The organism is Ruegeria sp. CDSB113 (assembly GCF_059611045.1).
Map to the genome: position 1 here is coordinate 62238 of NZ_JBXWOU010000017.1, position 6985 is coordinate 69222.

The following is a 6985-nucleotide window of genomic DNA, read 5'->3' on the forward strand; positions in this document are numbered from 1 at the left end:
TGCACTATTGAAATGGCAGCTAAAGCGAAATCAATAGCTTAGTTAAGCGTGAGTGGCAAAACTATGTGTCGCCCGACACCCTTGTCAGGCGACACCTAATTCTGCCACCAGCGACAGAACCTTACCATTTTCGCCTCACTTCCTTCATCCAGCACCTAGACCGATTTCATTGATCCTGACTTCCTTTTGGGAAAATTAAGGATGATTTGCAGACCAGACGCCGAAGGCGCCTGTTCCTGCTGATCTGCCACGTGGCGAACGCGGATGGTGGCGAGGCAATGCTATTCGACAATGGTGGTGCGGCCCGCAGGCGTAGGCGAGGTTCGGGTGCGAGGCATTCTCGCCCATCTTCGCGGTCAATCCGGCTATTGCGAGATGGTGGATACCTGAAACAGATAAAACTGCGAAACCCAGACACGCAGCACTACCGTTGCTACATCACTGAAGAGAGTATTCAGACGTTTGAAGAGTCCTACGTAACGCTGGGACAAATGGCAGATCAGTTTGAGATCGCGGCGATCCATCTGGGTCCGGCACTGGACCGAAGAGACATCGAGACCATTCCCTGCGAGGCTGGGTTTGTTCGTGCTTACCCGAACGAGACACGGTACGTGGTTCGGGAAATGACGATGGGGAGCAGAACTTCGATCCAAACAGACTGTCTCCACGACAGTTGGAACCAAGATAAGCAGGCGGCGGAGAAAGGTTGATGCTCCGCCACACATGCTCATCGGTAATAGTGGTGGTCTATCGATTGCGGCAACTACGTTGAACTGCTGTACTGCGAGGTGAAGAGATATGACTAGCAGTCAAAGAAATCTTATTGAACGGCTTCAACCGATATGGGAGGCCGTAGGCAAGTTGGGCGAGAATAATCCCGAGCCCAATTTAAAAGCCTATCTCGACGGGATGTGGAGCGAAGGCGAAACAAATACTGCTTCATTGGGGACTGGAAAGAGTCCTGCTCGACTAGACGAAAAAAATGCGGAAGATCCTGAGGCTCAGTTCAAGATGATTGCGGTAGCCTATGCCATTGGAGACATGGATGAGGTCGACCGGGTGATTAACTACCTTGCTTTTATACGTCGTATGAAGAAACAGGGAATTTACGAATTTGGACACTGGAGTGATGAGGACCCAGATGGGCGATGATACAACCAGAGATCGCTTCAAATAACACCCCATACTGCGAAGTTCGCGGCTTTTAATGATGCATATTTTCCACCATAGGGTGTCCATGCGCGCTACCTGACAACATGGCGCGCTCGGACGAGAAGGAACCAACTCGCCGGACACTTGGCCTGGCATGATGGGCCTAGACGGGTTCGCTGTCCCCCCTATCACCGCGTTTGATCCGCCCCACCGTGCGGCGTCTCCTGCGGTTTCCGTGCTTTATGGGTCCGGGTCCCCGGGTGTCATTCCTGTCATCCGTGACGGTTCAAGATGTGAGCACCCCGTCTTCGGTGATCTTTTCAAACGCAGGTAAAGATTAGCATGTTGCAGTTACAGGTAGCGCGTGACCCATTTATTGCGCATCAGCATCGGAATGCAACTGCGTGTCAGGACTGGGTGGAGGTGATCGGCCCGTATCAGTCTTCCACTTCGGAGGGTGGTGATCAGCCGAGAAGGATGATTTCATCCAAAGGCAAGAGGTTCTCGAGTCGTCCGAATTAGGTATTGACTGCTCTACCATAGAGAGACTAGCGTCTGCGTAAACTCTGGATAAGATTGTATCAATGGTAACTCAAAATAATAGGTGTTTTAGCGATGCTCGCAGGTATCAGTCTCAAAGGCTGTTACGCCCAGAAAGCGTTAAGGATGAGAAGTGCAAGAAGACTTTGGAAGACTATTGCGCAAAGGGATATCAGCTAAACGAAGAGCTCGGCTACTGGTTTGACGGACGTTTCAACCAAGTTTGTACAAGTCAAGAATGTTTCTCCCCAAAAGCAGCGACATCGTCGGACATCGGGGAAATTCAGAGGAGGATACTTGCCGCAACAAATGGTCGTAGAGTTCAGTTTTCCAGGAAGAACAACGGAACATTGACTTCACCGATTTCTGCGCCGCCTAATTAAAATAGTTAAATGGATTTAGTCGATCTCCGAAATGCAGTCGGGTTCATTGCAATTGTTGCTGTTATGACGGCCGCAATAGTTAATTTCCGCCGCATTGTTAACAAGACGAAATATAGAGAACTTCTTGATAGTGGCCAGCTGGTAAATTTAAATGTTTTGACACTGCTATCTGCCTACTTTCGAAAAAAAGATGACCCCTTGAGGGCTCAACATGTTGAGCTGGCGCGAATAGGTCTGATTCACTTTGCACTAATGCTGCTTGGCATCGTGATTTTGCCAACACTTGTTTTTGCAGTTTTTAGACTCGCAAGTTAGGAGAGTATCATGGAAATCGAAAATCTAAATGACGTGATGTCGAATTTGGGTGGTTCGATCACCCGAGAAACGCTTTCTAGTTTGGCGGCTAACCTCTCTGAGGGGTATGTGCTAACCTTTACGACCGCAGGTGAGTTTGGGTTAGGAAATGTTGTTGGCGCTGAAGGTGCGATTACCGATGTTTACTCTCCTGATGGAACAATAAGAACGCTTGCATCTGGTGCTTTGACTGCAGGTACTCCAAGCCTTATTCCAGCTTTGCCAGGTGAATTTGTTGGCGAACTTGGTATTGCCTATGTGGGTCCGACCGGGGTTTCGGCTCTTGAGGGGGTTTCAGTTACACTTGAGGGTGGGGTAATTGTTGGCTTCGGCGCCACCGTTCCATATGTCAATGGGGCAGGCTACCTTGATGACCTCTTGGTCGCTGGATCGACGGGAGACGTTGACACCATTTTATACGCACTTTCAAACACTCCCGAAGGTAGCATAATTTTTGTGTCAAGTGGTATTCAAGCAAGCGGTGGAGTTGAGCTATCGTACACGATGAATGGCTCAGGTCTGTTTGTTAAAATTTTTGGAGAGCCGGACTATTCCGTGGGGCCTAGAAGTTTCGCTGGCCTGCAATATGGTGCCGCGATCGCCCATGTTGAGAACAATAGAACTACTGCGACCATAACGTGGGAGTTTGATGATCAAGACGGAAATACCTACACGGTAACTCAAAAGATCATTCCGGGTGGAGATAGGGGAAATGATGGGTTCCTATCAGCTATTCTTACTACGATAGTCGACGAAGATGGAGAACCTTTATCCAACAGCCAGTTGGAGCAATTCGGGTTCCAAGGCAAACAAGTAGCATTGATTAAGAATGGTGGTTTCCAGCCATCTGATACGTGCTTTGCGGCTGGAACACCGATTTCTCTAAACTTTGGCGATCAGAAGCCGATTGAGTTGATCACGGAAGGCGACATTGTCACGTCCTACGATGAAGGCGGCAACCTCGTTTCGGGTCGTGTTGTTCGCACCTTTAAGAACGAGGTGTCTCATCTTCTTGATGTGCACGGATTGAAGGTGACACCCGGGCACGTGACGCTTTGCGGTGACGGTCGGTTTTCGGGGTGTCATGTTCCGATCATCGACATTCTTCTAAGTGACGGCGCTCTGGTGCGCGAATGTGGCGAATTGATCCGCATGTCGACCAATAAGCCTGTTGGTGAATTGGAAGATCAAATGGTCGATGTGTCTTACGCGGAGACTTCCGAAGACCTGCATGCGGGCAAACTCAAGTCCGGTCAAATGCGGGTTGGGACATTGTTGTTTGACAAAGATGGTGTTGCCGTTTCTGTGTTGGATTGTATCCGGTCTCAGGGATTGGAGTTTGATGCCGCAACGGGCCTCGTCTCTGCAGATGGTAGCAGCGCAGCGCCTCTGAATTGGTTCGGCACGCTCCCAAGGCCAGAGGATTACATCCTTCGACGAAGTCGCGAGTCCTTGGAAGACATCCTCATAAGCGGAGAATGGGAAGGCAGCCCCTCAGAGTTGATTGCCGGGCGATTGAAGCAGACGGCGGAAAGGTACCATTGATTATGTCGGACAAGGTAAAACTGGATGGGCGCCCGCTGGGTGTTGGCGGTTCGGGGTCTCTCAAGCCTGATGAATTTGGCGTTTTTCTCGGTATCGCAAGCTGGCTGATGTCGATGTCGAAGGATCACAAGGATCTTCCATTCTCGACATTGGATGAGCGGGTTTTACCAGCTATTTTGCTCAAGCAATTCAAGCTAATTCGAAAAGACGGCATGCCCGTCGCGTTTATCTCTTGGGCGACGGTGTCCGAGGAGAACAAGGCGGCCTGGGATAGTGGGGAAAAGACGGCACTTAAGCTCGAAGAGTGGCGATCTGGTCCCAAACTGATTGTTGTTGAGTGCGTGTCGCCTTTCGCGCCAGCAGTGAAAATCAAAGAACAGTTTATTACGGAAATTTTGAAAACCGCATAAAAGCGGTCATGGGGACGGTAGAATGCAAGTTGAAACGCAGCGTACGCGCGGCGCAGGAGAAGTGCGCCCAAATTTTGGTGATTTTCTCTGCCTAGACGGGAATTTCCGATCTGCGTTCGCGCTTGACCAGTGCACGAAAGAAGCGATCTCCAGTGCGATATTGCCTGAGGAATTGGATCCAAAACCTGCGCGGCACACGGTCTACAACTTTGAAGTTGAGGGTACTCATACTTACATTGCGGGCGGGTATAGGGTCCACAACACATCAACGCTGTCATTTTATGAACCTGGCACTCACGGTACACTGACTGCCCTCTATGAGGACGCGCAAGGGCGTCTGGTGTGGGAGTCTGAGACACCAGACGGTGGAAAGTGGAAAACTGTTTCTTGGTCGCCGCCCAACGAAGCGACAACCATTGTTGAATCCACTTACGAGCTAGGTGAAATAGTAAATGGGGAGCGAGTAACCAGATTCTATCTGAAGCAAGAGCATATTTATGAAACCGATCCTGCGACCGGTGAAAACGAACTAGTCGACATTCATATCCACGATAACTATTGGCTTTACGGTGATGAAGTTGGTGGAAGCGTCGCGAACGTTGCTACGCCATTTATTCTGAACGCTATTGGAGCGGAATCGCATTTGGAGCGGTTGGCGGCTGGCACGCTGATAGATGCCATCATTCAGAACATCGCTGAAGGCGGCATCAACGCTATTCATCACAGCATTCTTTATGCGGAAACCAACGGTGAAGCCGTCAATACAATGATCACCGATGCCTGGTCAGATTTTGGGATCGACCTTGCGGTGAGCGGAATTGACTCAACTGTGTCATTGGTCAGCCAGTTGATTATGGGAGAGATCTTCTCATCAACTGACATAGACAGCATACCGGAACAGATCATGGCTACCCTTGTGAATGAGGGTATCAACAACGTCCTAGAGTATGGCGTAGACACATTAATCGACAATGTATTTGGAGCTGAGTCCGCGCTTGGGCAAGCCTATGATCCTGACCTGTTCAATTTTTTGTCTCCCCAGTCTCTGATCAGTCTCGCACTGAACATTGTCCTCGATGATGTCATCCCAGCAGCAGAGACTCCGGAAGGAGCGTTCGCGGGATCCCTTGCACAGATATTTGCGGGGTCACTAAAGTTTGTCGCGGCTCTGCAGTTCATACCTCAATTGATCGTGGTTCAGGTCATTGCCTTTGCTGTTACAAAAATAATAGACGCGCTATTTGACAAGGATCCTGAAGCCTTTGCCGATCTGTTGTACAATGAGGCCACTGGCATATGGGAAATCGTTGATGTTGACTCTGACGACGGCGGTAATGAGGACCTTGCTCGTTCTCTTGGAGAAACTGTTTCGGATCAGATAAAGCAGTTCTCCGATCTGATGCAGTCGACGGATATATCCTATACAAATGGTTACTCCATTACGATTGGGCACCATGAGGAGCATCTACGTAATGGGGACGGAACTAACTATGACATGGGTAGCGGCGACGTTGTCTTTGCGACTGTTGTGGATGCTTTGCGCCACATGTCGGCTTCTGACGGCGACCTAAAGGTCCTCCGTGCATTGAATCTCCAAAACATCGAAAGCGAAATCGCCGGCTTGTCTGAACAACAGGCGCATTCCTTGTTGTTCACGCGCGCGAAAATGGCTGCTGATTATCACTACTATCTAAACAACACGGCAGCGATTAACACGCTCATTGAGACATCTCCAGATAGCGCATTGGCAAAAAGTTGGCTCGCCACGATTATTGCGGGAGAAGCTGCGGGATTGAACGACGCCTATGATTATTCCGGCGATGCCAGCGACAATCTTATTCTGACTTCTGACGGCGATGATACAATTTCCGGCGGCGGTGGCGAAGACGAGATCAGAACCTATGGCGGCGCGGATAACATCCAAGGTGGTGCTGGTAATGACTTGATCAGCGGCGGTGCGGGGGCGGATACCATTGATGGAGGTGCCGGAACAGATACTCTCACTTTTGATAACAGCGGTACGAGTGTCTCTGTGGATCTCAGCGCTGGCACCGGGTCTTTGGGTGACGCAGTAGGTGATCAGTACAGCAACATTGAAAACATCCGGGGGTCACGGTTCAGCGACGGCATCATTGGGGATGACAACATCAATCTCATTGAAGGCCTTGACGGTAACGACATTATCTATGGCCGTGGAGGCGACGACATTCTTCACGGCAATGCCGGTGACGACACGATTTATGGCGACCTCGGCACAAATACTTCAATCGCGAGTGATGACGTTCTGTATGGTGATGAAGGCGATGATGTCCTTCATGGTGGTGGCGGTTTTGATACCTTCATTGGTGGTGGAGGGCATGACCGCGCATCTTACCGGCACTCGACTCTTGGTGTTATTGCATCACTAGAAACCGGTGAAGCAAAGATCAGCGGTGGCATTGAAACGTTCACCGAAATCGAAGGGCTGATTGGTTCCGCTCATGCTGACTTCCTCTATGGCGACGATGGGGCAAACACCATCGAAGGCCTTACTGGTGATGATCATTTGCGAGGTGGCGAGGGTGCTGACACGTATCGGTATGCGCTGGGAGATGGTGACGA

At 50.2% G+C, this 6985-nt stretch carries 6 protein-coding genes; all 6 read left to right on the forward strand.

Annotated features, from left to right (window positions below; translation table 11 throughout):
• Nucleotides 1-206 precede the first annotated feature (206 nt).
• Nucleotides 207-710, forward strand: coding sequence for a hypothetical protein (locus tag AC2FIS_RS21335; RefSeq protein WP_496775271.1), 504 nt, complete (start codon nt 207-209; stop codon nt 708-710).
• Between the two features lie 88 nt (nt 711-798).
• On the forward strand, nt 799-1152 hold the full coding sequence (locus AC2FIS_RS21340) for a hypothetical protein (RefSeq protein ID WP_496775272.1): 354 nt from the start codon (nt 799-801) through the stop codon (nt 1150-1152).
• Nucleotides 1153-2084: 932 nt separating this feature from the next.
• Nucleotides 2085-2390, forward strand: coding sequence for a hypothetical protein (locus AC2FIS_RS21345; protein WP_496775274.1), 306 nt, complete (start codon nt 2085-2087; stop codon nt 2388-2390).
• 9 nt (nt 2391-2399) lie between these two features.
• Nucleotides 2400-3974 carry a Hint domain-containing protein gene (locus tag AC2FIS_RS21350; RefSeq protein ID WP_496775275.1) on the forward strand — a complete coding sequence of 525 codons (1575 nt, stop codon included), beginning with the start codon at nt 2400-2402 and terminating at the stop codon, nt 3972-3974.
• 2 nt (nt 3975-3976) lie between these two features.
• Complete coding sequence (locus AC2FIS_RS21355; protein ID WP_496775277.1) at nt 3977-4384, forward strand: toxin-activating lysine-acyltransferase; 408 nt, start codon at nt 3977-3979, stop codon at nt 4382-4384.
• Nucleotides 4385-4406: 22 nt separating this feature from the next.
• On the forward strand, nt 4407-6985 hold a 2579-nt coding region (locus tag AC2FIS_RS21360; protein ID WP_496775279.1), incomplete at its 3' end, for a calcium-binding protein.

What these genes read in the sequence shown, in the direction of transcription:
- AC2FIS_RS21340 (WP_496775272.1), top strand. Translation starts at nt 799, where the DNA reads ATGACTAGCAGTCAAAGAAATCTTATTGAACGGCTTCAACCGATATGG.
- AC2FIS_RS21345 (WP_496775274.1), top strand. Translation starts at nt 2,085, where the DNA reads ATGGATTTAGTCGATCTCCGAAATGCAGTCGGGTTCATTGCAATTGTT.
- AC2FIS_RS21350 (WP_496775275.1), top strand. Translation starts at nt 2,400, where the DNA reads ATGGAAATCGAAAATCTAAATGACGTGATGTCGAATTTGGGTGGTTCG.
- AC2FIS_RS21355 (WP_496775277.1), top strand. Translation starts at nt 3,977, where the DNA reads ATGTCGGACAAGGTAAAACTGGATGGGCGCCCGCTGGGTGTTGGCGGT.